Origin of the sequence: Chryseobacterium indoltheticum (assembly GCF_003815915.1) — a bacterium.
In the GTDB taxonomy this organism is placed as follows: Bacteria; Bacteroidota; Bacteroidia; order Flavobacteriales; family Weeksellaceae; genus Chryseobacterium; species Chryseobacterium indoltheticum.
Genome location: NZ_CP033929.1, coordinates 1,569,542 through 1,592,760, shown reverse-complemented (window position 1 = coordinate 1,592,760; position 23,219 = coordinate 1,569,542). Strand labels below are relative to the sequence as shown.

At 34.3% G+C, this 23,219-nt stretch carries 22 protein-coding genes; 10 read left to right on the top strand and 12 right to left on the bottom strand.

Annotated features, from left to right (window positions below):
* Window positions 1-40: 40 nt before the first annotated feature.
* On the bottom strand, window positions 41-2,908 hold the full coding sequence (gene polA, locus EG358_RS07545) for a DNA polymerase I (RefSeq protein ID WP_076562284.1): 2,868 nt from the start codon (window positions 2,906-2,908) through the stop codon (window positions 41-43).
* Window positions 2,909-3,379: 471 nt separating this feature from the next.
* Here polA and EG358_RS07540 point away from each other — a divergent pair, with 471 nt between their 5' ends.
* The 4 genes from EG358_RS07540 (at window position 3,380) to EG358_RS07525 (ending at window position 6,598) form a co-directional block, all read left to right on the top strand.
* Complete coding sequence (locus EG358_RS07540; RefSeq protein ID WP_076562285.1) at window positions 3,380-4,225, top strand: prephenate dehydrogenase; 846 nt, start codon at window positions 3,380-3,382, stop codon at window positions 4,223-4,225.
* A gap of 132 nt (window positions 4,226-4,357) precedes the next feature.
* Window positions 4,358-4,624, top strand: a complete 267-nt coding sequence (locus tag EG358_RS07535) for a DUF2089 family protein (protein ID WP_076562286.1) — start codon at window positions 4,358-4,360, stop codon at window positions 4,622-4,624.
* A 5-nt stretch (window positions 4,625-4,629) separates the two neighbouring features.
* The gene (locus EG358_RS07530; RefSeq protein ID WP_076562287.1) at window positions 4,630-5,199 is read left to right on the top strand and encodes a YIP1 family protein; all 570 of its coding nucleotides are present in this window, start codon (window positions 4,630-4,632) and stop codon (window positions 5,197-5,199) included.
* Window positions 5,200-5,209: 10 nt separating this feature from the next.
* Complete coding sequence (locus EG358_RS07525; protein ID WP_076562288.1) at window positions 5,210-6,598, top strand: serine hydrolase domain-containing protein; 1,389 nt, start codon at window positions 5,210-5,212, stop codon at window positions 6,596-6,598.
* A 130-nt stretch (window positions 6,599-6,728) separates the two neighbouring features.
* Here the strand turns inward: EG358_RS07525 and EG358_RS07520 are convergent, their stop codons facing one another.
* From EG358_RS07520 to EG358_RS07490, 7 genes are all read right to left on the bottom strand, one after another.
* Window positions 6,729-8,147 carry an L-serine ammonia-lyase gene (locus EG358_RS07520; RefSeq protein ID WP_076562289.1) on the bottom strand — a complete coding sequence of 473 codons (1,419 nt, stop codon included), beginning with the start codon at window positions 8,145-8,147 and terminating at the stop codon, window positions 6,729-6,731.
* Window positions 8,148-8,361: 214 nt separating this feature from the next.
* Window positions 8,362-9,708 (bottom strand): ammonium transporter, encoded by a 1,347-nt coding sequence (locus EG358_RS07515; protein WP_076562290.1) that lies wholly within the window; start codon window positions 9,706-9,708, stop codon window positions 8,362-8,364.
* Window positions 9,709-9,855: 147 nt separating this feature from the next.
* The gene (locus tag EG358_RS07510; RefSeq protein ID WP_076562291.1) at window positions 9,856-10,497 is read right to left on the bottom strand and encodes an alpha/beta hydrolase family protein; all 642 of its coding nucleotides are present in this window, start codon (window positions 10,495-10,497) and stop codon (window positions 9,856-9,858) included.
* Window positions 10,498-10,563: 66 nt separating this feature from the next.
* A complete protein-coding gene (locus tag EG358_RS07505) occupies window positions 10,564-11,175 on the bottom strand; it encodes a YceI family protein (protein ID WP_076562292.1) in 612 nt (203 codons plus the stop codon).
* A gap of 78 nt (window positions 11,176-11,253) precedes the next feature.
* On the bottom strand, window positions 11,254-11,820 hold the full coding sequence (locus EG358_RS07500) for a YceI family protein (protein ID WP_076562293.1): 567 nt from the start codon (window positions 11,818-11,820) through the stop codon (window positions 11,254-11,256).
* Window positions 11,821-11,964: 144 nt separating this feature from the next.
* Complete coding sequence (locus EG358_RS07495) at window positions 11,965-13,014, bottom strand: glucokinase (RefSeq protein WP_076562294.1); 1,050 nt, start codon at window positions 13,012-13,014, stop codon at window positions 11,965-11,967.
* 113 nt (window positions 13,015-13,127) lie between these two features.
* The gene (locus EG358_RS07490; RefSeq protein ID WP_076562295.1) at window positions 13,128-13,700 is read right to left on the bottom strand and encodes a hypothetical protein; all 573 of its coding nucleotides are present in this window, start codon (window positions 13,698-13,700) and stop codon (window positions 13,128-13,130) included.
* Window positions 13,701-13,941: 241 nt separating this feature from the next.
* On the opposite strand from EG358_RS07490, the gene EG358_RS07485 reads away from it, so the two are divergent.
* The 5 genes from EG358_RS07485 (at window position 13,942) to EG358_RS07465 (ending at window position 19,239) form a co-directional block, all read left to right on the top strand.
* Window positions 13,942-15,315: a DUF1800 domain-containing protein gene (locus tag EG358_RS07485; protein ID WP_076562296.1), complete on the top strand. Its 1,374-nt coding sequence runs from the start codon at window positions 13,942-13,944 to the stop codon at window positions 15,313-15,315.
* Between the two features lie 65 nt (window positions 15,316-15,380).
* Window positions 15,381-16,571, top strand: a complete 1,191-nt coding sequence (locus tag EG358_RS07480) for a DUF1501 domain-containing protein (RefSeq protein ID WP_076562297.1) — start codon at window positions 15,381-15,383, stop codon at window positions 16,569-16,571.
* A gap of 124 nt (window positions 16,572-16,695) precedes the next feature.
* Complete coding sequence (locus EG358_RS07475) at window positions 16,696-17,376, top strand: hypothetical protein (protein ID WP_076562298.1); 681 nt, start codon at window positions 16,696-16,698, stop codon at window positions 17,374-17,376.
* 76 nt (window positions 17,377-17,452) lie between these two features.
* Entirely contained in the window at window positions 17,453-18,478 is a 1,026-nt protein-coding gene (locus tag EG358_RS07470; RefSeq protein ID WP_076562299.1) for a sensor histidine kinase, read from the top strand.
* Window positions 18,475-19,239, top strand: a complete 765-nt coding sequence (locus tag EG358_RS07465; RefSeq protein WP_076562300.1) for a LytR/AlgR family response regulator transcription factor — start codon at window positions 18,475-18,477, stop codon at window positions 19,237-19,239. Before EG358_RS07470 ends, EG358_RS07465 begins: the two co-directional genes overlap by 4 nt.
* Before the next feature lie 30 nt (window positions 19,240-19,269).
* Here the strand turns inward: EG358_RS07465 and EG358_RS19625 are convergent, their stop codons facing one another.
* From EG358_RS19625 to EG358_RS07450, 4 genes are all read right to left on the bottom strand, one after another.
* On the bottom strand, window positions 19,270-19,407 hold the full coding sequence (locus EG358_RS19625) for a hypothetical protein (RefSeq protein WP_164462478.1): 138 nt from the start codon (window positions 19,405-19,407) through the stop codon (window positions 19,270-19,272).
* 55 nt (window positions 19,408-19,462) lie between these two features.
* Window positions 19,463-20,485 (bottom strand): helix-turn-helix transcriptional regulator, encoded by a 1,023-nt coding sequence (locus EG358_RS07460; RefSeq protein ID WP_076562301.1) that lies wholly within the window; start codon window positions 20,483-20,485, stop codon window positions 19,463-19,465.
* Window positions 20,486-20,689: 204 nt separating this feature from the next.
* Complete coding sequence (locus tag EG358_RS07455; RefSeq protein WP_076562302.1) at window positions 20,690-21,022, bottom strand: HopJ type III effector protein; 333 nt, start codon at window positions 21,020-21,022, stop codon at window positions 20,690-20,692.
* 10 nt (window positions 21,023-21,032) lie between these two features.
* Window positions 21,033-21,506 carry a hypothetical protein gene (locus EG358_RS07450; protein WP_079466960.1) on the bottom strand — a complete coding sequence of 158 codons (474 nt, stop codon included), beginning with the start codon at window positions 21,504-21,506 and terminating at the stop codon, window positions 21,033-21,035.
* Window positions 21,507-21,715: 209 nt separating this feature from the next.
* Between EG358_RS07450 and EG358_RS07445 the strand changes: the two genes are divergently transcribed.
* On the top strand, window positions 21,716-23,101 hold the full coding sequence (locus tag EG358_RS07445; RefSeq protein WP_076562304.1) for an RtcB family protein: 1,386 nt from the start codon (window positions 21,716-21,718) through the stop codon (window positions 23,099-23,101).
* The last annotated feature ends 118 nt before the right edge of the window (window positions 23,102-23,219 follow it).

Here is a 23,219-nt window from a genome sequence, read left to right as displayed (position 1 = left end):
AAAAACTTCTGCCTTTCGACAGAAGTTTTTTAGTTATTTCTTAATGCGCTTCCAGCCAGTTCTTTCCTACTCCAACCTCAACTAATAAAGGAACCTGTGTTTCTATAGCATTTTCCATTTCTGTTTTAATGATATTTGTAGCCACTTCTACCTCATCGATAGGAGATTCGAAAACCAATTCGTCATGTACCTGAAGAAGCATTTTTGTGTGTAGTTTCTCCTTTTCTAATTCTTTTTGAATTTTAATCATTGCCACTTTCACAACATCAGCTGCACTTCCCTGAATAGGAGCATTAACTGCATTTCTTTCGGCATGAGCTCGCACCACAAAATTTCCCGAATTGATATCTTTCAAGTGACGTTTTCTTCCTAAAATGGTTTCTACATAGCCGATGTCACGAGCTCTTTTCACTTGCTCTGCCATGTATTCTTTCAATTTTGGGTAGGTTTCGTAATACGCCTCTATCATTTGCTTAGCTTCTGATCTCGATAATCCGGTTTGTTCTGCCAAAGCAAAAGCTCCCTGACCATATAAAATTCCAAAATTGACGGTTTTCGCCTGTCCACGCTGCGTTTTTGAAACTTCTTCCAACGGAATATTAAATAATTTTGCCGCCGTAGAAGCGTGAATATCTTCACCGTCCTGAAACGCTTTGATCATATTATCTTCACCGGAAATTTCCGCAATCAGACGCAATTCGATCTGCGAATAATCGGCAGAAATGATCTTCTTTCCTTCTCCTGAAACAAACGCTCCACGGATTTGCTGACCTCTTAATGTACGGATCGGAATATTCTGCAAATTCGGATTTACACTTGCCAAACGACCTGTCGCAGCAGTAGTTTGTGAGAAATTGGTATGCACACGATTATCGTCTTTATCAATCTGCGACGGCAATGCATCCACATAAGTCGATTTCAGTTTCTGATACGTTCTGTATTCTAAAATATGCTGAATAATCTCGTGCTTCGAAGATAATTTCTGTAAAACATCTTCTGAAGTTGCGTATTGTCCGGTTTTTGTTTTCTTGGCTTTTGAGTCGAGCTGCATTTTTTCAAATAAAACTTCTCCCAATTGCTTCGGTGAATTCATATTAAATTCTTCACCCGAAATTTCAAATATTTTAGATTCTAATTGTCTTAAATCATTTTCTAAATCAATACTTTCCTGAGCCAGCCATTTTTCATCTAAAGAGATTCCGGACAATTCCATTTTAGCCAAAACTTCCATCAAAGGCATTTCGATATTGAAGAAAAGGTCTTCTAAATTTTCTTTCTTTAATTGTGGTGCAAATAATTCGTACAACTGGAAAGTAATATCTGCATCTTCTGCTGCATAATCGGTCTGCGTACGCAAATCTGCATCTCTGAAATTGCCCTGATTTTTTCCTTTTTTCCCAATAATGGTTTCTATGGAAACAGGTTTATAATTTAAATAAACTTCTGAAAGATAATCCATCCCATGTCTTCCGTCAGGATTTAGAAGGTAATGCGCAATCATGGTATCAAACATTGCTCCTTTTACCGTCATATTATATTGCTGCAAGACCTTATAATCAAATTTTAGATTATGAGCGATCTTTACTATATCTTCCTTTTCAAAGAAAGGTCTGAAAATTTCTAACGTCTGCAAGACCTCACCCTGATCTTCAGAAAGCGGAATATAATATGCTAAACCCTTCTTGTAAGAAAAGCTCATTCCTACCAATTCTGCTTCCAGTTCATTTAACGATGTGGTTTCTGTGTCGAAACAAACGGCTTTTTGCTGCAATAGATTTTGAACTAATATTTTCTGCGCTTTCGGATTGTCTACAAACTGATATAAATGATCGTTTTCTGTAATCGTAGATTTTGTAGAAGTTGCCTGATCAAGCTCTTCATAAGTTGCGAAAAGATCGAGCTGGCCAACATTTTTAGCCACTTTTTGCTGTGGAGTTTCTGTAACCTGAGTTTCAACTTCTGTCACCGTTATACCATCCTGAGAAATAACGGTAGTTTTTACCGTAACCGTTTCTGTAGGCGCAAAAGCACGATACAGATTTTCGTATAATCTTCTGAATTCTATCTCGTCAAAAACTTCTTTTACCTTTTCAAAATCGGGAGTTTCAAGGTCATATTGTTCCTGATGAAATTCTACAGGAGCATCACAAATAATGGTTGCTAATTTTTTAGATAAAATTCCACGTTCGGCAGAAGCTTCCACTTTTTCTTTCAGCTTACCTTTCAGCTTATCGGTATTCGCTAAGAGATTTTCAATGCTTCCGAATTCTTTCAGGAATTTCATCGCTGTTTTTTCACCAACACCATCCAATCCAGGGATATTGTCTACTGCATCGCCCATCATTGCCAGGTAATCGATCACCTGTTTTGGGTCTTCAATTTCATATTTAGCTTTAACTTCTTCTACTCCCAAAATCTCAATATCACCTCCTTTCAGACCTGGTTTATACATTTTAATTTTATCGGTAACCAACTGCGCAAAATCTTTGTCAGGAGTCACCATAAAAGTAGTGTACCCTTCTTTTTCAGCCTTGCAAGCAATGGTTCCTATGATATCATCGGCTTCGTAACCTTCTACTCCCAAATGCGGAATATGCATTGCATTTAAAATCCTGTGAAGATATGGAATCGCAATTTTTATAGCTTCGGGAGTTTCGCTTCGGTTGGCTTTATATTCGGTATAATCAACCGTTCTTATACTTGCCTGACCGACGTCAAAAACAACAGCCAAATGGGTAGGTCTTTCCCTTCTGATCAGTTCAATCAAAGAATTGGTAAAGCCAAAAATTGCAGATGTGTCAATTCCTGTACTTGTAATTCTCGGACTTCTGATCAATGCATAATATCCTCTGAAAATCATCGCATAAGCATCGATGAGAAATAGCCTTTTATCTTGTGTTGCCTCCATATTTTGAATAATGAACAAATATATGAAATCGGGATGAGTGGTCAAACAGAAAGACCAATGAAGAAAAATGAAGTTTTACTTTTAGTTTTTAATAAAGTACTTATACCTTAAGGTAAAAGTACCAAAAGTTCAAGAATGAAATCTTCAGATAAAAATAAAATTTATTCCTGAAATTCCAAAAACTCATATGAATTCAGATTATTATTCGTCTCAATATTATGTCGCACTCAAACAGTGGAAATTTTTAACGGAATAGATTTTATTTTTCTTAACGATACAGCTTTCTAAGTCAAAACAAAAATGACTATAAAAACAACAATATTTTCAAAAAAATTCATAAATTCGCCCTGTGATTACAAACAAGACATATTATTACGGAATTTTTAACTCAGATCTGGGATAAGGATTTCTTGTATATATAACTAAAACCTCGTCCTTTGGCGAGGTTTTTTATTTTTAAAATTTAAACAAATGAAAATAAGTATCATTGGTGTAGGATTAATCGGTGGATCAATCGCCTTAAAATTAAAACAGAAAAAAACAGCAGATTTCATTTACGGAATCGACAATAATACCGAAAATCTTGATGAAGCTTTAGCCTTAAATATCATTAATGAAAAAGCAGACTTAAGAACTGGAATTCAAAATTCAGATTTGGTTATCATTGCTATTCCTGTAGATTCGGCGAGAAAAATTCTTCCTGAAGTTTTAGATTTAATTTCGGATCAGCAAACGGTGATGGATGTTGGCTCTACAAAATCAGGAATTGTAAATGCAGTAAAAAACCACCCGAAAAGATTAAGGTTTGTCGCTTTTCACCCAATGTGGGGAACTGAAAACCACGGTCCGAAATCCGCAGTTGCCGAAAGTTTTTCAGGAAAAGCCGGAGTGATATGCAACCGTGAAGAATCGGCAGAAGATGCTTTGGCAATCGTAGAAAATGTCGTAAAGAGTCTCGATATGCATTTAATTTACATGAATGCCGATGATCACGACATTCACACTGCGTATATTTCACATATTTCACATATTACTTCTTACGCTCTAGCCAACACCGTTTTAGAGAAAGAAAAAGAAGAAGACACTATATTTCAATTGGCGAGTTCAGGTTTTTCGAGCACGGTGCGTTTGGCAAAATCGCATCCTGAAATGTGGGTTCCTATTTTTAAACAAAACAAAGAAAATGTGCTTGATGTTTTAAACGAACATATTTCCCAACTCAGAAAATTCAAATCTGCTTTAGAAAAAGATAATTTCGAATATCTGGAAGAATTGATTACCAACGCTAATAAAATCCGCGGAATACTCGATAAATAAAGACTTTTCATAAAAATTAAACTTCCTTACTTGGGAAGTTTTTTTATTTTAAATTTAAACCAACATTTAACTTTATTAAAAATAACTTTAACTTTATTCAAAATAATATTACATTTGTAAAAACAAAAGTTAATGAAACTTCCTATAATTTGTCCGAGTTGCGATCACACGCTCAATGTAAGCCAAATGAAATGTCCCGATTGCGGAACCAATGTAAACGGTGATTATGAACTTCCGGTTTTTTTAAAACTCAACAGAGATGAGCAGGATTTTATCTTAAACTTTTTTCTCTCCAGTGGAAGCATCAAGGAAATGGCCAAACAGGCAGAACTTTCTTATCCCACCATGAGAAATAAAATGGATGATCTTATCAAAAAAATTGATCAACTAAAAAAATAATATCTATGAGCTGGAAAACTATTTTTAATCCTTTTTTGAAGTTTGATGAAAAAACTTTGCTTATTGCGGGATTGGTATCAATTACCGCAGTATTTTCATTCGGTTATTCTGTTGGTCTTCAAACAGACAGTTTGTTTCATTTCAGGTCGATAGACTCAGAAGATTCATTATTAAAAATTATATTATCAACATTAGTTGTTTATGCGATAAGTATTGTTATTTTCTTTGTTTATGGAAAAATAATTAATAAAAGAACGCGCTTTATTGATGTCGTAAATCCTATTTTCATTTCCCAATTTATCGTAATTTTATTATTACTCATATCAGAAATACCTTTGATTAAAAATGCGCAGAAACAAATTATGGCTTCTGTAGAAAATCAATCCTATGAAATCGATACGATTTCTGTTGTAATCATTACCATCTATTCTTTCATATCACTTGCAATCACAGCTTATGGAATAGCGATTCTCTTCAATGGTTTTAAAACTGCTACCAATATGAAAGACTGGCGTCATATCGTAATTTTTGCAGTATTACTATTAACAACCATGCTTACAATGCAACTTTTATAAATTAAAAAATATGAAAAATAAATTTTTACTTTTCTTCTGCTTCTTGATTTTTAATTCGGTTTTTGCTCAACAAATTGTAGGCTCATGGATGGGCGAACTTGAAATTCAAGGCAATAAACTTCCTCTGATCATCAATATCCAAAAAGAAAAAGATGGATATAAATCTACTCTCGATAGCCCTTTGCAAGGTGCGGAAGGAATTCCCATCGATAAAACATCTTTTGTTAATAACGAATTGAGTTTTGAACATACAGCAATGAATGCAAAATTCAAAGGAACAATGAAAAGCTCTGAAATCATCGGAACTTTTACACAAAACGGAATGGTTTTACCACTAACACTAAAACCTTTCGATAAAACAAAAAATAAAGACAAAACTCTTGAGGTCATTAAACTTTCCAATATGGCTGAAAGCTTAAAAAAAATTGACGATTTTGTTTCTTATTTAGAGAAAAACAATGCCTTAGCAGGAGAAATTTCCATATTTAAAGATGGAAAAGAAATTTATGCAAAGAATTTTGGAGAGAAAAATCTTCCGGATTTTAAAAACGCGAATGAACTATTTCAGATTGGATCTATTTCTAAGACCATGACTGCAATTATGATTTTTAAACTTATCGAAAAAAAACAATTAAACCTTACGGATAAACTTTCACTATTTTTTCCTCAGATTCCAGGTTCAGATAAGATTACAATTTCTCAGTTACTTAGTCACAGCGCCGGTCTTGGAGATTATGTGCAAGGCAAGAACGATGCGAGATGGCTTACAAAAAAAGCAACAGAACAACAGATTATCGAAAGAATAATTGAGCAGGGATTGTTATTTGATCCAGGTTCTAATCAGCAATATTCAAATTCCGGATATTATTTATTATCGAAAATTCTTGAGAAAATTTCAAAGAAATCTTACGCAGAAAATTTGAACGAATCTATTATTAAGCCTTTACAATTAAAACAATTTCACACGGCTGGTCAAAAACCTGCGAATGTTTATAAACCTTATTCTTATGATACAAAATGGAATTTAATAAACGATTTCGATTTTAATAACGTTGTTGGTGTGGGTGACATTGCGACAACTCCGAATAATTTAAATCTCATCATCAATTCTATTTTCGACCGTAAATTGGTTTCGGAAGAATCATTAAAAATGATGATTCCTGACGAAAACAGATTTGGGAGAGGATTGGCAATTGTACCCTTCCACAGTAAAATATTTGTAGGTCACAGCGGCGGAACTTATGGAACAAACTCTTTGATGATTTATAATGGCGAAGATAATCTCTCTATTTCTTATTCTCTAAATGCTGATCGTCTCGGCATCGCAGGTAATGAGTTTGCTGTTGCTATATTAAGCTTCTTATATGGGGTTGATTATGAATATCCAAAAATTAAGTAAAAGCATAAATTTACTTTGAACAAATGATGCGTATGTTTCATCTAAAACGTGCGCATCTTATAACGAAAACGTGCGCACCTTTTACTCAAATGGTGCGCACGTTTTTATAAGATCTTACTGATGTTTTATTTTAACATTCCGGAACGTTCACCGCAATTGCCAAACCTCCTTCTGATGTTTCTTTAAATCTATCATTCATTGATAGAGCAGTTTCCCACATGGTCTGAATTACTTGGTCTAAGCTTACTTTAGCTTTTGCAGGATCACTTTCTAAAGCAATATTTGCTGCTGTAATCGCTTTGATTGCGCCCATTGTATTTCTTTCGATACACGGAATCTGCACCAATCCTTTAATCGGATCACACGTTAAGCCTAAATGATGTTCCATTGCAATTTCTGCTGCCATCAAAACCTGGCCAACACTTCCGCCCAAAATTTCCGTTAAACCAGCTGCAGCCATCGCCGAAGAAACTCCGACTTCCGCCTGACAACCACCCATTGCCGCAGAAATGGTAGCATTTTTCTTAAATAAAGTTCCAATTTCTCCCGCAACCAAAATAAATCTGGCAATATCATCTTCGCTTACCGCATCTGTAAAAGCCTGAGCATACATTAAAACCGCCGGAATTACACCACTCGCTCCATTCGTTGGCGCAGTGATAATTCTTCCAAAACTAGCGTTCTCTTCGTTTACTGCCAAAGCAAAACATGAAATCCACTTATTGATATTGGTGAAATTTTCTTCCGCATCAACAACCTGCTGAAACCATTCATTTTTATTTTTGTAGATTTTATCTCCTAAAAGTTTCCTGTTGATTCCGGCAGCACGGCGCGTAACGTTTAGTCCGCCCGGTAAAATCCCTTCTTTATTGACTCCTTTATAAATACATTCTTTGATCTGCTCCCAGATATAAAGTGCCTCTTTTCTTGTTTCTTCCTGAGTTCTCCAGCTTTCTTCATTAATAAGAATTAAATCTGAAATTTTATTGAAACCTAATTTCTCGCAGTATTTTACAATATCAGAAGATTTGTGACAGGGATATAAAGTACGTACGCATTCTTTTTCAATAGACTTTTTTTCCTGGCTCATTATAAAACCTCCGCCTACAGAATAAAAATCCTGTACAAGCTCGGTTCCGTCTTCAAAAATTGCTTTAAAAATCATTCCGTTTGGATGATAATCTAAAGTCTGAGACATATTCAAAACCAAATGATGCCCGTAAATGAAAGGAATTTCTTTTTCTCCACCCAAATTAATAATCTGAGATTCTTTGATATGATTAACAATGTCATCAATCTTTGTAGTGTCAATTATCTTAAAATCTTCACCATTCAGACCCAACATTCCGGCAATATCGGTTCCGTGACCGATACCCGTTTTTGCCAACGAACCAAAAAATTCAAGAAAAACTTCTTTTACCTCAGCAATTGATCTTTCTCTTTTTATAATCCTGATAAATGCAGCTGCTGCATTCCAAGGTCCCATCGTGTGCGAACTAGACGGGCCAATTCCTACTTTAATAATTTCAAAAACTGATATTGATTCCATAAATGAATTCCATTTTCATGAAAAGCAAATATACATTGAAAATACCTTAGAATGGAAACAATTAATCATAATGTAACCAGTCACCATTCCATGGAAGTGTACTTTTGTAAAGAATCGTTTTGAATGACATTAGCGTTGAGCAGATTTAAAATATCAAAACAAATCAACGCTATTTCTACATCAGAAAGAGAAATTATATAGATTTAAAACGCATTTACCATTTCAAGCTTTCGCTATGCTGCGACATATCAAGCCCCTGCTCTTCTGAATCTTCTCTTACTCTCAACGTAATAATTCTATCCGTAATTTTGTATAAAAGTATCGATCCGAAAAATGCAAAAAGCGAAACTAAAATCAGCGCTATCATGTGATGTGCAAAAACTCCGAATCCTCCGTGAAGAAGACTTGCATTTTCACCGTGAGCAAAAATTGCCGTAAGAATCATTCCCATAATCCCTCCTACTCCGTGACAGGCAAAAACGTCAAGCGTGTCATCTATCTTTTTTAAAGCTTTCCAATTAACCATCAAATTAGAAACAATTGCAGAAATAAAACCTATAAAAATACTTTCCTGAATAGAAACAAAACCACAACCCGGAGTAATGGCCACTAAACCTACAACCGCACCGATACATGCGCCCAAAGCAGAAACTTTTCGTCCATTAATTCTATCAAAGAAAATCCAGGTCATCATTGCTGAAGCTGAAGCAATTGTTGTTGTTCCGAAAGCAATCGCAGCAGTTGCATTAGCGCTTAATGCCGAACCTGCATTAAAACCAAACCATCCGAACCACAGCATTCCTGTTCCGAGAATAACGTAAGGAATATTTGACGGCTCATGATGCGGATTTTTTCTTCTTCCTAAAACAATGGCACCCGCTAAAGCCGCAAAACCTGCACTCATGTGAACAACCGTACCACCTGCAAAATCTTTAACTCCGAAAAATTTATTTAAAAGTCCTTCCGGATGCCAAACCATATGGCAAAGCGGTGTATAAATAAAAAGGCTGAATAATACCATAAAAACCAAATACGAAATAAATCGAACCCTCTCTGCAAACGATCCCGTAATTAAAGCCGGAGTAATGACCGCAAATTTCATCTGAAAAAGCGCAAACAAAACAAACGGAATGGTTGAAGCCATCGCTTTGTGCGGATAAATACTTACATGATTAAAAAACGGATACGTGAAAGGATTTCCGATAATCCCGTAATGAACGCCATCGATTTCAAAACCTATAGATTCACCAAACGAAAGAGAAAAACCAACGACAATCCATAAAATAGAAATTACTCCAAGAGCAATAAAACTTTGAAGCATTGTGGAAATTACATTTTTCTTCCCGACCATTCCGCCATAAAAAAATGATAAACCGGGAGTCATCAGCAAAACTAAACCGGCTGCAGCAAGAATCCAGGCTACATCTGAACCCACTATTTCTTTCTCACTCAAAAAATTTCCCGTATTGGGAATATCAACATCTGGTCTGAAGAATAAACCACCAATTGCTACAATGCAAATGACAACAAATGAAACTTTCCATTTTAATCCAACTTTCATAAGAGTTCTATATTTTTAACTGTTTTAAATCACCAAAAAAAGTAATTATACTTATTTTTATTTTAACCCCTTCAAAATTAAAAATAAATATGATAAAAACATAAAAATAAATTGTAAACCCCTATAAATTTAATACCATTTTAAAATTTAAATAAATATTTTATTTAAAAGTAAAGAAACCTCTTTGTATTTTGTTGCCGGAAAAAGATGGGTACCCCCTTTAATGATATAATCAGGTTTTGAATTTTTTAATGGAAAAACAATATCAAGGTCGCCCAAAATCTGGATCACATGAGGATTTTCATCAAATTTCCATTCCGAAATTCTTTCTACAGACCATTTCAAATAGTAAGGATCCCGAACCTGAAAATACTCAATCACTTTTGGATTTTTTGAATAGATCATTTGCCTGAACTTAGCGTAAAGCTGAGAAGTACGGTCACTAAAGAAACCCACAGGAAGATACTTCGGGATTCTTGTAAATTCTCCCATCCTGATTAACTTTGATTTTTCTTTGTCAGATTTTATACTTCCAAGAATAACGACTTTTTGAGCGGGTTTTATTTTATCAATTTCCTGAACTATAATACCGCCAAAAGAATATCCCAAAAGATAAAACGGCTCCGAATCATCAATCTTTTCAGCCATTCTCTCGATATATGAACCAAAAGATTCATTATTCTCAGGAATCAGCCAATCAATAAATACAACGTCATGCTCTTTTGGAAACTGCAAACGTTCCAAAACTTTAAAATCTGCACCAAGACCGCTTATTACGTAGATTTTCATCATGCTAAAATAAAAAAAGGACCGCTTATTTCCAGCAGTCCTTTTTTATTTATAATAATTTTAACCTTACAAAGGTCTTTCGTTATCAACTTTTTGAGTAGAAACCTTAAACTGAATATCCATTTCGTCTTTGATGAAATAATCTTTCAAAGAATTCTGATAGAAAATTCTGAAATCTTTTCTGTTTAAAGAGAATTTTGAAGACTCAATTTCTACCGTAAACTGCGTAATATGGGCGTTTGCAGGGAAAGAAATTGTTTTTCTGATATTCTTGATCGTGATATCACCTACAATGGTAGAATTGTATTCGCTGTTTGCAAGCGGGATGATTTTCTTTAAATGAAATTTAGCAGTAGGGAATTTTTTAACTTCGAAGAAATTGGTTCCTTTCAATTCGTTAGTCAGTTTTACCTGGTCATCACCAGAAACATCTGCAACCATAAGACTTCTCATATCGATTACAAACTCACCGTCTACCAAAACCGTTTTATCGAAATTAAATTTACCGCTTTTCAGTTTCAGACTTCCGTAGTGAGACGAAGCTTTAGTTTTTACCACTTTATGTCCCCACCATTTAATCTCGGATGTTATCACTTTCGAAACTTTATCTCCTTTTTTCTGAGCAAAAACAAATGATATGCTTGCACACATCATAACAAACAATAGTAATCTTTTCATTATATTTTATTTACAATTCAACAAAAATAAAAAAAAGTGTAGAACTTCTACACTTTTAATAATATTTTTTTAAATAAATTATTTCGCACTCACCTTAACGGTCATTTCTATCTCATCTTTCACAAAAACATCTTTCATAGAAGATTTGTAAGCGACATCAAATTTTTGTCTGTCGAAAGAGAACTTATCTGACGTTAAAGTTACCACTCCACCCTTCACCGTAACGTTTGCAGGGAAAGAAACGGGGTTTGTTTTACCTTTTACCGTAAGATCACCGTTAATGGTACGATTGTACATTTTATCGTTGTTTTTCTTTACTGATGTAATTTTGAATGTAGCGGTAGGGAATTTTTCAACCTCAAAGAAATCTCCGTTTTTAAGATGTCCGTTCAATTTCCCCTGCGTTTCTCCTGAAACATCAGTTGCGTTGATAGAATTCATATCCAAAACGAAAGAGCCGCCTGCAATTTCATTACCTTTCATTACGATGTTTCCTGATTTTACAGTAATAGTACCGTCGTGAGAACTCGCCTGAGATTTAGCAACTTTGTATCCCCACCAGTGAACATCAGAGCTTACTACTTTTTTTGCCTGCCCGAAAGCTAATCCACTAGCCAAAACTGCTAATATGAATATTTTTTTCATTGTAAATTTTTAAATAGTTTATTAAAGCTGCAAATGTAATTATCTTATTTAATAATTCATCTTGATGTACATCAATAAAAAAGCTGTTTCGATATGAATAAAATCAGGCCATAAAAAAACTCCGAATTTCTTCGGAGCTTATGTTTATTCTGTAAAGTAGGCGGTGTAGAGTGCCGCACCATTGATACTTGTACTGTCTGTATTCACCAAATGGATAGGAATATTCTTCAACATATCTTCCATCTTATCACTGATTTTGAATTTCTCGTAGAATTTATCTTTGTCGATATATTCTCTGATAATTTGTGGGATATCTCCCGCAATCAATAAACCTCCCGTAGCTTTAAGCTTTAAAGTAAGGTTGTTTGCTTCTCTTGCCAAAAATTCGATGAAGGTATCTAAAGCTATTCTGCAGATCAACGCATCTTCATTCATGGATGCTTTATAAATTTCTTCAGTAAAGTTTCCATGGGCTAAGCGTTCTGAAAGCCATTCAGGCTCAGGATGTCTTTTTACATCTCTCAAAAATCGGTAGATGTTAAACAAACCTGTTTTAGAAAGCACATTTTCCCAGCTTACAATTCCATAGATATTATTTAAAAACTGATAAAATTCTACTTCAACATTCGTTCTCGGTGAGAATTCTGAATGTCCTCCTTCCGTTGCAAAAGGTCTTAGGTATTTTCCGTCAAAGAAATAACCTGCTTCTCCCAAACCATTTCCTGGTGCCAGAATAGCAACATTTCCCTTTTCACGTTGACCGTTTGTATAGATTGCATCCAATTCAGAATCATCCAAAAGAGCAATTCCATAAGCAGCAGCTTCCTGGTCATTCAGCATGTCGACTTTTTCAAAACCAAATTTGCTTTGATACTCTTCTACATCTAAGCTCCAGTTTAAACGTGCCGGATGACTTTTACCGTCAAGTACAGGTCCCGGAACCGAGATCCCAAGGCGTTGTACATTTTCCAGCTGAGAATCCTGCATAAACTTTGAAAGCACATCAGTAAAAGATGCATATTCTTTGGTAGGATAATTATTTTTAAATTTAAGTTCTATCCCGGAATTTCCTGAAGTGTAATATGCAATACTAGTCACATCTTCTCTCAAGTTGGCTCCGATAATAGAAACATTATCATTATTGGTGTTCTTAACCCCTGGTAAATAGAGAGGAAATTTTGGATTCAAGTTCATAATCGCAAATTTTATCAAATATAATAATTGTTTTGGTATTTCGTGTATTGGAACAGAAAACCTTTTCAAAAACTCGAAAAGGTTTGGCTAATAACTAATTATATTCTGTCTGATTATTTCCCTAAAGCAATATTGTAAGAAAATCCTACTCCGATGCTTCCCACATTATAGTCCTGAGAAGCTGGTGATGCGATATCTCCGTTGCTGCCTGCAAATACTTTTTGGTATTGTACATAGAAATTCCAGTCTCTGTTGTGGTACCCTATTTCAGGTTTAAGATAGAAACCGCCATCTGGTCTGTTTACTGTTGAATTGGTTGCTACCTTATCATCACCTACCAAAAATCCGTATCCTAAATCGGCTCCGAAATAAAATCCTGTCTGTTTAGGATATACTCTAAAAAGTGCTGCTACAGGAACAACTCCTACATCATTATTATTATATCCGCTGTTATCTTTTCCGAAATAATGGGTATACCCTGTTGCAATACCTAATCCAAAACCTGGAGTGATAAGATTTTGATATGCTACATCTACGCCCACTGCTGCAGACACGTTATCTGAAGGAACAGCAATACCTGCAGTTGCTCCTACTTTGATCATATTATTCATCTGAGCACTTTGCGCACTTACTAAACCGGCTGTTAAAATTCCAGCTGCCAAAATGGTTTGCTTAAACATTTTCATAACTCTGATTTTTAAATTTTACTAAAAAGGAGAGATGTAAAAATCATGCCAAAATAACTCACACTTCTTAATCCCAAAGCCCGCAATATCCCATACACAATGAAAATCAAATCATTAAAATTTAAAATATTTAAATAGTTGTTTAACTTTACATACAGGCAAACAATAAATAGACATTAATATTTGTTTATACAGTTTAACCTCATCTTTATTTAATCATCAAAAAAATAAAATCAGGATTATGGCTGCTTCACTTATCAATAACAAACATCTTCTTTGGCGTGCAGGTTTCGGACCGGGAATTGAGCAGATAGATGACCTGAAAAACAAAAACATCAAGACAATTTTGAATGAAGTTTTCAATGAAGAAAGCTTCTCTCCTATTGTATATGAAACTCCCGACATTCAACCGATTGAATATACAGATCCAAAAGCTACAGCCGAACAGAAAAGGGAGATACAAAGAGTCAATCAGAAGCAAAACAACGAGCTGAATCTTAATTTTCTACAAAAAATGACTGCCAGCAAAGAACAGCTACGTGAGAAAATGGCTTTTTTCTGGCACGGACATTTTGCGACGAGAATCAATAATTCAAAATTTAACCAGCAATTACTGAATATAATTAGGGAAAAATCTTTGGGAAATTTCAAAGATCTGTTGTTTGAAGTGAGCCGTTCTCCCGCAATGCTCAGTTTTTTGAATAATCAACAAAATAAAAAAGATCATCCCAATGAAAATTTCGCCCGTGAAGTTATGGAACTATTCACAATGGGTCGTGGTAATTATACCGAAAAAGATATCCGGGAAGCCGCAAGAGCTTTTACAGGATGGGGTTATGATAAAGAAGGAAATTTTAATGAAAGAAAAAAGCTTCACGATACCGGCACAAAAACTTTTCTTGGAAAAACCGGAAACTTTACCGGTGATGATATTTTGAATATTATTCTCGAACAAAAATCTACTGCAGAATTTATTACTACAAAAATCTATACCTTTTTTGTCAACGAAAAGCCCGATTCAAGCAGGATTAAAAATCTAAGCGAAGACTTTTACCAATCCGGATATGATATCAAAAAACTGATGAACGAAATTTTTTCAAGCCCTTGGTTTTATGATAAAAAAAATATTGGCAACCGTATAAAATCTCCCACAGAATTATTTGTCGGTATGATGAGAATCCTCCCGATGAATATTCAAAATCCTGAAAACATTACGGTTTACCAAAAACTTTTGGGGCAGATGTTGCTTTATCCGCCCAATGTTGCCGGTTGGCCTAATGGAAAATCATGGATCGACAGCTCTACTTTGATGTTAAGACTTCAGATCCCCCAAATCTGGTCTGGTTTGCGTCCTATGGAATATTCTGCAAGGGAAGATGACGATATGGACATGGGAATGAAATCTCGTGAAGCTTTAAATAAAAGCTTTAAAAACCCGAATATAATAATTGACTGGAATAAAGTTGACCAGGCTTTAGCGCAGAAAAAAGCAGAAGATTATCTAATTGTGAATTCAGAATCATTGGATATGAATATTGTTAATCAGTTTTCGGATAAGAGTCTTAAAATGAATGTGATCAATCTGATGTCCACACCGGAATATCAGTTAATGTAGGGAGTTAGAAGTTAGAAGTTAGAAGTTAGAGAAAGCTAGTTTTATTTAATCAAAGAAAAAAAATTATGATCATAAAGAGAAGAGAATTTTTAAAGATCAGTTCATTGGCAACGGCTTCCTTATTGGTTCCGAATTTTTTGCAGTCGATGACTTTAGATAACGCCCTAAATCCAAGTCAGAAGATATTGATCATTTTACAATTCACAGGTGGAAATGACGGTTTAAATACGATTATCCCTACAAAAAACGATATTTATTTTAAAGAAAGAAATACTATTTCGGTCAAAGATTCATTAGCTTTAAATGATGAAACGGGAATCAATCCTGCATTGTCCTATTTTAAAGAATTATTTGACAGCGGCGAACTTTCCCTTATGAATAATGTAGGTTATCCGAATCCTGATAAATCGCATTTCAGAAGCATGGATATTTGGCATTCTGCAAGTAAAAGCGATGAGTTTTTGGAAACAGGATGGCTCGGAAGATTTTTGGATGAAGAATGTTATAAATGTGAACATCCGACGCAGGCTTTGGAAGTTGATGACATGCTGAGTCTGGCTTTAAAAGGAGAAAACAACAAAGCTTTTGCCTTTAAAGATCCAAAAAAACTGTATCAAACCAGTCAGGAAAAATATTTCAAATCATTGTACAATAACGACCATCATCATGATGATGAAACGGTTTCTTATTTATACAAAACTTTAGGCTCTACGATCAATAATGCTGATTATATTTTCGAGAAAAGCAAAGCAAAAAAATCGACTCAGGAATATCCGAATTCTAAACTCGGAAAAGACTTTAAAACGGTGGCTTCATTGATTAAATCTGATATTAATACACAGGTTTATTATCTTTCTATCGGAAGTTTTGATACGCACGTTAATCAAAATGAAAGACAGCAAAAACTGTTTGGAGAAATCAATGATGCCGTAAAATCTTTTGTTTCTGATATGAAATCGAATGGATTATTTAATGATATTTTACTCATGACATTTTCAGAATTCGGGAGACGTGTTGCCCAAAATGCAAGCAAAGGAACCGACCACGGAACAGCCAATCAAATGTTTTTTATCAGTGGTGGATTAAAAAAGAAAGGAATTCTTAATGCCCTTCCCGATTTGCAAAATCTAAACGAAGGAGATTTAATTTATACCGAAGATTTCCGAAAAGTCTACGCAACGATTCTCAAAAACTGGCTGAATGCAGATTCGTCAAAAGTTTTGGGCTGGAAAAACGGCATTTATGATTTTATTTAATTAAGCTAAAAATTCACTCCTATTATATTATTCTTAGTTCATCGCTTTATTTCCTTCGTTCAAAAAATAGTTGTTGATTCAAACCCCATATTCATGATACTTTTACGCCATAAAATCAACAATTATGACATCAAAACGTATCAACAGAGAACTTGTATTTTTAAGAGCTTTTGCCCTTTCTATGGCCATTGTAATTTTCTTTTTAGTCAATTCAGCTTTTAAAAGTAATGGAAATCAAAAGTTTTCAGAAATCGATGTGGAAAGAATTAATATCGTTGAAAAAGATGGTACTGTTAAAATGGTAATTACCAATGTAGATCGTTTTCCAAACGGAAAAATAAAAATCAACGGTGTTTACACCAACGAAAAGCGTAAAAAACGTTCCGGAATGTTATTTTTCAATGAAGAAGGCCTTGAATGTGGTGGCTTTATCTATGACGGTAAGAAAAACACAGATGGTCATTCTTCAGGACTTTCATTCACGCATGATCAATATGACGGTGATCAAATCATGCAATTGTTATCGGAAGATTATCAGAAAGGCAATGAAAGGTTTGTAGGAAGCAGTCTTACATTCAACGATCGTTCTAAAAATGAATCTCAGAGAACTAAAAATTTCGGACAAGGAACGCCAAGAATTATGCTCGGAAAATCTCGCGGACAAAGAGATGGCCTTTTTCTTTTTGATGCAAAAGGATTACCTAAAGCCATGTTATATGTAGACAAAAAAAACAAAGCAAAGCTCGATTTTTATGATGATAAAGGTAATATTACCGCTTCATTTCCCCAAGAACCTTCAAAATAACCGTAAACACATTTTCAATTATAAAATTTATTAATAGTTCTGTATTTTTATAGAACTATTTTGTTGTCACGAAACCATGAAGAAAATTTTAAACGAAATACAGCAGAACAAATACTTTTTACTCTTTATTTTTCTTTTTTCTTATGTGCAAACTATAGAAATCCGTTTTCAGACAGAAAGAGAGATCAACTGGTACACTTTCACACCGGAAGCTCCGGTATTATATTTTGTAAATGCCGGTATTCTATTTCTGATTATGCGTTTTCTGATGATCTATTGGCAAAAATCAGATAATTTCAATTTTAAAGAAATTTTTAAAATTTTTGGAACTTCCCTTCTTTTGTATTTGGTGATACTTAATATTTTTAAACTTATTATCGCTTTTATTTTTGATACTTTTGAAAGGAACTTTAATTCGCAAACATTTCTCAACAATGTTATTTCAGATTTTTTAAATGCTTTTATTTACGGAAGTTTTTTTCTTGTTTTTTATTATTACCAAAAAAATCAGAAAAACCAGAAACAGATTGCAGCTTTTAATGAAATGCTTTCCGAGACCAAGATCAATCAGCTTAAAAACCAGCTCAACCCCCATTTTTTATTTAATAATTTGAATATTCTCGACCAGCTTATTGAAGAAGATAAAGCCCAAGCATCAGATTTCCTCAACGAATTTGCAGATATTTACCGCTATGTTTTGCAGGTTTCAGATAAAAAATTAGTAGAAATTGATGAAGAATTAGCTTTCGTTAAAAAATATTTTAAACTGATTCAGCATAAATATGGAAAATTTTATCAATTGGAAATAAAAAATAATCAATCGCACGGTTTTATAGTTCCGTTAAGTCTTCAGTTATTATTAGAAAACGCCATTCAGCATAATTTCGGAACAGAAAAAAAAACTATTTTTATCACCATCAGCATTGATGAAAATCTTAGAGTTTCAAATAATATTATTCAAAAGAGAAACACAAAATCTCCATCAGGAAAAGCATTGAAAAACCTCAACGAACAGTATTTTTTATTGACCGAAAGTCAGATAAAAATTCAAAATACCAGCGATCAATTTTCCGTAACCTTACCTATAATTCAAGAAGCATGATAAAAATAGTCATTATTGAAGATGAAATCCCGGCAAGAAAAAAACTCATTAGATTTATTAATGAGTTAAAAGAAACTACTGAAATCATAGCAGAAATCGATAATGTGGAACAGGCTATAGATTTTTTAAAAACAGAAAAATCTATTGATCTTATTATTTCAGATATTGAATTGTTAGACGGAGATGCATTTGAAATTTATGATCAGGTGAAAATTTCCTGTCCGATTATTTTTACAACTGCTTATGATCAATTTTGGATGAATGCTTTTGAAACAAATGGAATTGAATATCTTCTGAAACCTTTTACATTAGAACGTTTTCAAAAAGCCTGGAATAAATTTTCAATATTAAATAAGTCTCATGCTTCCGATGAAATTTTATTAAAAATAAGTCAGATTCAAAAAGAAATTCAGCCCAAAAGTTTCAAAGAGCGATTCAGCGTGATCAGCAATAAAGGGATTTATTTTTTAGAAACTAAGCGTATTACATTTTTTAAAGCTGAAGAAGGAGTTATTTTTGCGTTTGATGATTCCGGTAAAAAACATTTACTCAATCAAACCGTGCTTAAAGAAATAGAATCGCAGCTGAATCCTAACGAATTTTTCAAGATCAATCGGAGTGAACTGATCAATAAAAAAAGTATTATAAAATTGGAGCGATACTCGAAAAATGCTTTAGCTTTAGAGATGAAAGGTTGGGGAAATCCACTTATCACAAGTCAAAGTCAGACAGCAGATTTCAGAGAATGGATTGAAAAATAAAAACCTCCCAATTAGGAAGGTTTTATGATTTTAATGAGGCGAAGGAATAGATTTTACATCTTTCACATCTTTGTTTTTATCGAGCTTCTCTGTAACTTTTTTAATGATAAATTCTATAACAATCGGCACAACGAGTGCCACAACGGCTTTTAATATTCTGGATTTCATAATAATTTATTTTCGGAAACAATTACAAGTTTCAAGCCAATTTTTAATTCTAAATTTACAATTCTTCAGCCGTTGTATTTTGAGACTGATAATTTGAATGAGCAATGCTAATACTTTTAGCAATTCTCTGCTTCAGTTTTCTCGGAGCTAAAACCGTTAGAAACTCTCCCATTCCCAAAATCATGCGCTCCAGTTCAAAATTGAGCTGTACGCAAATTTTAAAGGTCGTTCCGTTTTCATCTTCTTCAATAATTTCCTGAGAATGATGAAATGGCTTGGTTTTTACATAAGGAGCGTGTTGCGAGTTGACAAAAAAAACAACATTTTGAGGTCGTTGTGTTTCAGAAACGGTTGCTCCGATCACTTCGCCAAAATAGCGGTCTGCATCAAAATCTTTATCAATATATTCCGTATCATCATCTGTTTCAATGGAAATTATTCGGTCTAAAGCCAAATTGTAGATCGCTTTTTTATGCCAACAAATCAAAAACCAGCGGTTGTTATATTCTTTCAATAATTGAGGATGAACCGTTAAAAAATTCTCTTCTCTTGCCTTAAAACTTTTATAGCAAATCTTTAAAACCTTTTTATTTAAAATATTTTCATACAAAACATCGATGTGCTCCAAACCTTTCAGTTGTTCATTTTTATCTAAATGAATAATCGATTTTTGGCTGGTCGAATGGATAGAATCTTCCAACTTCTGGATAACACCATTCATTTCCTTGAACATCGAAAAATCCTTAAACTGCTTTAAAATCTGTATCGCATTATTCATCGCTTTCAGATCATTTTCATTCACCGAAATATTGTGAATGCTGTAATCGGGATCGCTGTAACGGTAATATTTTCTTTCATAAACCTCAATTGGCGCTTCATAGCCGAATTTTTCGCTTCGCATATTTTGAAGATCGAGCTGCACGGTTCTTTTGCTTACAAAAGATTCTTTTCCTTCAAACTCAAATAACGCTTCAGAACATTCGTCGATCAAATCTTCCAAAGTGTATTGTTTGTATGTATTCTTCAAACATTTGTCTAAAGTTTTATAGCGAATCAGAGCGTTTTTGTTGGATGACATAAATTAGGTTGAGGATAAGATTAAGTTTAAGGCTAGATCAATCAAAATCCCTCTCATTTGGAGGGGTGGCGAAAATTCGCAGAACTTTTGACGGGGTGGTTTAAAATGAACATCCAATTTGTCATTCCGTAGGAATCTAAGCAACTACTTATAAAAATTTTGCAGAGATTCCTACGGAATGACAAACTATATGAATAAACAAATCTATTTTCTCACCAAAGCCTTTCCGTCAAAAGAAATCCCTTCCCAGCCGAATTCTATAAAGTTTCTGATATTCTGATGATCTGTTCCTTCAGGATTTTGTAAGACATCTTTTCTGTAAAATTCTCCGAAAAGATTCAGTGTTTCTTCTTTAGAAAGGTCATTTATTTTTGCAAAACTGAAAACTTTGCACGAACCGTTGTTCTGATCTGCTTCATTTACGGTATTTCCGTTGGTAAATTTTGTTGGCGTAAACTCGTAATGCTCATCAATAAATGCAATAACATCTTTAAATTGAATTTCCTCCGCTGATTTTTCTAATTGTTCAAATAACATATTTTTTATTTTATATTTTTATTAATTGTTTATCTTCTAAGCTTAGATTTTCTAACCTAATTTCTATATTGCTATAAATCCCAGGCGTAGTTTGAAATTCTATAAAAACATCCTGATTAAATGAATGCAAATTGAGCTTATATAATTTAGGAATTTGCGCCGTAGGAAACTGTTCCTTATAAATATCTTCGCGATGGGTCAAAATAACCAAACATTTGTACCATTTCAAATTTTGAAATTCTGAGTAGCCAAAAATGAAAAGAGCATCCTCTAAAATGTAAACATCGGCTTTATTAAACCTGAAATCGTGATTTCTTTTTCCAGTAGCAAAACAAAAACAACGGATATCTTTTAGTTCTTTCGTTATTATCACCTTACTTTCTAAAAGTTGTCTGTTCAGCTTTTTGATAGAATCTGACTTTTGCCAAAAAACCAATACAACAAAGCCAAAAAATAAAATGAATGTCAAAATTGGGAATAGCATAACACAATTTTTCTCAAAAATAATTAAAATAAATTGATCTACGCAAAAAGATTGCACACTTGTACTTTTACTTTGCATCAACAAAATGACAAAGCAGCAATAAAAAGTCTAATCTTTCGCAGCCCGTACCTGAGTGGACTCTTCGACAAGCTCAGAGTGACAGGCGGGAGCGGAAAGCGGTTAAGCTGCCAAAATAAAAAAACAAAAATATGAATACAATTACAGGAAATGAATTGATCGCTTTAGGATACAGACCGGGAAAATGGTTTGCAGGAGCATTAGAATATATCAACGAAAATCAATTGGACGAAAATCAAATCTCAGAATATTTGGAGCAATTCAAATCTCCGGAACCAATTCCGTTGCATGCTGAAGCGAAAGATTTCATCATCAACATCAGAGCGGAACACGAAAATGAAGTCGATAACGTAGAAAAAGTAATCAATACGATGAAAGTTTTGATGAAAACGCCAACGTTGATTGACGGCGCCATTATGCCCGATGCTTGTCCGACCGGACCGGAAGGATATATTCCGGTGGGCGGAGTTGTAGTCGCAAAAAATGCGATTCATCCGGGATTTCATAGCGCAGATATTTGTTGTTCCGTCATGTTGACAGATTTTGGGAAAGTTGAACCTAAAGAAGTTTTGGATGCAGCCCATTCAATTACGCATTTCGGATACGGAGGAAGACCGAGAGGTGAGCAAATGGAAATGTCTCAGGAATTGATGGATGCTTTCAGAGAAAATGAGTTTTTGAATGATGAAAAATTAATCAGCATCGCCCGTTCTCATATGGGAACTCAAGGTGACGGAAACCATTTCTTATTTGTCGGAATTTCTAAAAATACAGGGAATACAATGTTGGTGACTCATCACGGATCAAGAGCTCCCGGAGCAATGTTGTACGATAAAGGAATGAAAGTCGCAAATAGATTCAGACAGGAAATTTCGCCAGAAACTTTAAGAGAAAACGCATGGATTCCGTTTGAAACCGAAGAAGGGAAATCATATTGGGAAGCTTTGCAGTTGATAAGAAACTGGACGAAAGAAAACCATGAATCGATTCATAACGCAACTTTGGAAAAATTAAACATCGAAAAGCAAAACAGGTACTGGAACGAACATAATTTTGTATTCAGAGATGGAGATTTATTCTACCATGCAAAAGGAGCAACTCCGCTGGACGATAAATTTTTGCCGGATATTACGGGCCCGAGATTGATTCCTTTGAATATGGCAGAACCTGTATTGATTGTTCAGGGAACAACGAATGAGAGAAATTTAGGTTTTGCGCCACACGGAGCAGGAAGAAATTTCAGCAGAACTTTTCATAAAAAATCTCTGGCTCATAAAACCATCGAAGAAGTTTTTGAAGAAGAAACAAAAGGTTTGGATATCAGATTCTTCACCAATGATATTGATATTTCCGAACTTCCGACTGCGTATAAAAGTGCCAAAAATGTAAGAGCGCAGATTGAAGAATACGGATTGTGTGAAGTCTTGGATGAAGTGATGCCTTACGGATGTATTATGGCGGGTGATGTACAGAAAAATGCGCCGTGGAAGAAAAAGAAGAAGTTTAGAAAAGCATAGTTTGTTGTTGGATAAACGCGAAGGCGCAATTTCTTTAACAACTATACTTTTTAAGGCGCAAGGATTTTTATCTCCATTAAATTACAACTTTCAACTTAGTGTAGACTTTTGAAATACA

Coding starts and splice junctions, on each gene's coding strand:
- EG358_RS07460 (WP_076562301.1), bottom strand. CDS start 20,485: ATGTCATCCAACAAAAACGCTCTGATTCGCTATAAAACTTTAGACAAA.
- EG358_RS07515 (WP_076562290.1), bottom strand. CDS start 9,708: ATGAAAGTTGGATTAAAATGGAAAGTTTCATTTGTTGTCATTTGCATT.
- EG358_RS07540 (WP_076562285.1), top strand. CDS start 3,380: ATGAAAATAAGTATCATTGGTGTAGGATTAATCGGTGGATCAATCGCC.
- EG358_RS07455 (WP_076562302.1), bottom strand. CDS start 21,022: ATGTTATTTGAACAATTAGAAAAATCAGCGGAGGAAATTCAATTTAAA.
- EG358_RS07465 (WP_076562300.1), top strand. CDS start 18,475: ATGATAAAAATAGTCATTATTGAAGATGAAATCCCGGCAAGAAAAAAA.
- EG358_RS07470 (WP_076562299.1), top strand. CDS start 17,453: ATGAAGAAAATTTTAAACGAAATACAGCAGAACAAATACTTTTTACTC.
- EG358_RS07495 (WP_076562294.1), bottom strand. CDS start 13,014: ATGAACTTGAATCCAAAATTTCCTCTCTATTTACCAGGGGTTAAGAAC.
- EG358_RS07445 (WP_076562304.1), top strand. CDS start 21,716: ATGAATACAATTACAGGAAATGAATTGATCGCTTTAGGATACAGACCG.
- EG358_RS19625 (WP_164462478.1), bottom strand. CDS start 19,407: ATGAAATCCAGAATATTAAAAGCCGTTGTGGCACTCGTTGTGCCGATT.
- EG358_RS07505 (WP_076562292.1), bottom strand. CDS start 11,175: ATGAAAAGATTACTATTGTTTGTTATGATGTGTGCAAGCATATCATTT.
- EG358_RS07450 (WP_079466960.1), bottom strand. CDS start 21,506: ATGCTATTCCCAATTTTGACATTCATTTTATTTTTTGGCTTTGTTGTA.
- EG358_RS07535 (WP_076562286.1), top strand. CDS start 4,358: ATGAAACTTCCTATAATTTGTCCGAGTTGCGATCACACGCTCAATGTA.
- EG358_RS07520 (WP_076562289.1), bottom strand. CDS start 8,147: ATGGAATCAATATCAGTTTTTGAAATTATTAAAGTAGGAATTGGCCCG.
- EG358_RS07500 (WP_076562293.1), bottom strand. CDS start 11,820: ATGAAAAAAATATTCATATTAGCAGTTTTGGCTAGTGGATTAGCTTTC.
- EG358_RS07480 (WP_076562297.1), top strand. CDS start 15,381: ATGATCATAAAGAGAAGAGAATTTTTAAAGATCAGTTCATTGGCAACG.
- EG358_RS07530 (WP_076562287.1), top strand. CDS start 4,630: ATGAGCTGGAAAACTATTTTTAATCCTTTTTTGAAGTTTGATGAAAAA.
- EG358_RS07510 (WP_076562291.1), bottom strand. CDS start 10,497: ATGAAAATCTACGTAATAAGCGGTCTTGGTGCAGATTTTAAAGTTTTG.
- EG358_RS07525 (WP_076562288.1), top strand. CDS start 5,210: ATGAAAAATAAATTTTTACTTTTCTTCTGCTTCTTGATTTTTAATTCG.
- EG358_RS07490 (WP_076562295.1), bottom strand. CDS start 13,700: ATGAAAATGTTTAAGCAAACCATTTTGGCAGCTGGAATTTTAACAGCC.
- polA (WP_076562284.1), bottom strand. CDS start 2,908: ATGGAGGCAACACAAGATAAAAGGCTATTTCTCATCGATGCTTATGCG.
- EG358_RS07475 (WP_076562298.1), top strand. CDS start 16,696: ATGACATCAAAACGTATCAACAGAGAACTTGTATTTTTAAGAGCTTTT.
- EG358_RS07485 (WP_076562296.1), top strand. CDS start 13,942: ATGGCTGCTTCACTTATCAATAACAAACATCTTCTTTGGCGTGCAGGT.